Below are 2,356 nucleotides of genomic sequence, written 5' to 3' on the forward strand. Positions count from 1 at the left end.
TCTGCACTTCTTAGCCTCCTGCGTCCCTCCATTGCTCAAACAAAAACAACGGGTACAGGAATATCAACCTGTTGTCCATCGCCTACGCCTGTCGGCCTCGGCTTAGGTCCCGACTAACCCTGGGCGGACGAGCCTTCCCCAGGAAACCTTAGTCATTCGGTGGACAGGATTCTCACCTGTCTTTCGCTACTCATACCGGCATTCTCACTTCTAAGCGCTCCAGCAGTCCTCACGATCTACCTTCAACGCCCTTAGAACGCTCTCCTACCAATGCACCTTATGGTGCACTCCACAGCTTCGGTAAACTATTTAGCCCCGGTACATTTTCGGCGCAGGGTCACTCGACTAGTGAGCTATTACGCACTCTTTAAATGGTGGCTGCTTCTAAGCCAACATCCTAGTTGTCTGTGCAACCCCACATCCTTTTCCACTTAATAGTTATTTGGGGACCTTAGCTGGTGGTCTGGGCTGTTTCCCTTTCGACTATGGATCTTATCACTCACAGTCTGACTCCCGGATATGAATGAATGGCATTCGGAGTTTATCTGAATTCGGTAACCCGAGATGGGCCCCTAGTCCAAACAGTGCTCTACCTCCATCATTCTCAATTCCGAGGCTAGCCCTAAAGCTATTTCGGAGAGAACCAGCTATCTCCAAGTTCGTTTGGAATTTCTCCGCTACCCACACCTCATCCCCGCACTTTTCAACGTACGTGGGTTCGGTCCTCCAGTGCGTTTTACCGCACCTTCAACCTGGACATGGGTAGATCACATGGTTTCGGGTCTACGACAACATACTCATTCGCCCTATTCAGACTCGCTTTCGCTGCGGCTCCGTCTCTTCAACTTAACCTCGCATGCTATCGTAACTCGCCGGTTCATTCTACAAAAGGCACGCTATCACCCATTAACGGGCTCTAACTTGTTGTAGGCACACGGTTTCAGGATCTATTTCACTCCCCTTCCGGGGTGCTTTTCACCTTTCCCTCACGGTACTGGTTCACTATCGGTCACTAGGGAGTATTTAGCCTTGGGAGATGGTCCTCCCGGATTCCGACGGAATTCCTCGTGTTCCGCCGTACTCAGGATCCTCCTAGGTGTTATCCAAATTTCGCCTACGGGGTTTTTACCCTCTTTGACATACTTTTCCAAGTATTTCGACTATCTGAATAGACTACCATATCGGAGTCCTACAACCCCAACAAGCAAGCTTGTTGGTTTGGGCTTTTCCCGTTTCGCTCGCCGCTACTCAGGGAATCGAATTTTCTTTCTCTTCCTGCAGGTACTTAGATGTTTCAGTTCTCTGCGTCTACCTCGACTGCGCTATGTATTCACGCAGACGTAACATCCTATAAAAGATGCTGGGTTTCCCCATTCGGAAATCTCTGGATCATAGCTTACTTACAGCTCCCCAAAGCATATCGGTGTTAGTCCCGTCCTTCATCGGCTCCTAGTGCCAAGGCATCCACCGTGCGCCCTTATTCACTTAACCTTTGACCTTACGGTCGGTTTTGAGTACTTCTTCTAGCGATAGAAGGTTGCTCAAGAAAATAAGCGTTGAACTTATTAAAAAACTCTTTTAACATTTCAACTCGGTGTGTGTTACTTGTTTTGATTTTTTCTTCGATATCCAGTTTTCAATGAACAAAGCATAACGACCATTGTCGTTAATGGAGCCTAGCGGGATCGAACCGCTGACCTCCTGCGTGCAAAGCAGGCGCTCTCCCAGCTGAGCTAAGGCCCCGGGTATTTACTTGAGAGTAGACCTCTCAAAACTGAACAAAGGCAAACGATGTGTAGTCTTCCGAAATATTCCTTAGAAAGGAGGTGATCCAGCCGCACCTTCCGATACGGCTACCTTGTTACGACTTCACCCCAATCATCTATCCCACCTTAGGCGGCTGGCTCCAAAAAGGTTACCTCACCGACTTCGGGTGTTACAAACTCTCGTGGTGTGACGGGCGGTGTGTACAAGGCCCGGGAACGTATTCACCGCGGCGTGCTGATCCGCGATTACTAGCGATTCCGGCTTCATGTAGGCGAGTTGCAGCCTACAATCCGAACTGAGAGAAGCTTTAAGAGATTAGCTTAGCCTCGCGACTTCGCAACTCGTTGTACTTCCCATTGTAGCACGTGTGTAGCCCAGGTCATAAGGGGCATGATGATTTGACGTCATCCCCACCTTCCTCCGGTTTGTCACCGGCAGTCTCGCTAGAGTGCCCAACTAAATGATGGCAACTAACAATAAGGGTTGCGCTCGTTGCGGGACTTAACCCAACATCTCACGACACGAGCTGACGACAACCATGCACCACCTGTCACTTTGCCCCCGAAGGGGAAGCTCTATCTCTAGAGTG

The 2,356-nt window shown here is 49.7% G+C and carries 1 tRNA gene and 2 rRNA genes; all 3 read right to left on the bottom strand.

From position 1 onward, the window contains the following. Positions 1-1,491 (bottom strand): 23S ribosomal RNA (locus A5877_RS17005); the annotation flags it as partial. A gap of 179 nt (positions 1,492-1,670) precedes the next feature. Further along, positions 1,671-1,743: transfer RNA gene (locus A5877_RS17010), tRNA-Ala, on the bottom strand. A gap of 76 nt (positions 1,744-1,819) precedes the next feature. Further along, positions 1,820-2,356: ribosomal RNA gene (locus A5877_RS17015) — 16S ribosomal RNA — on the bottom strand; the annotation flags it as partial.

It is taken from the genome of Enterococcus sp. 3C7_DIV0644 (genome assembly GCF_002141235.1).
In the GTDB taxonomy this organism is placed as follows: Bacteria; Bacillota; Bacilli; order Lactobacillales; family Enterococcaceae; genus Enterococcus_D; species Enterococcus_D entomosocium.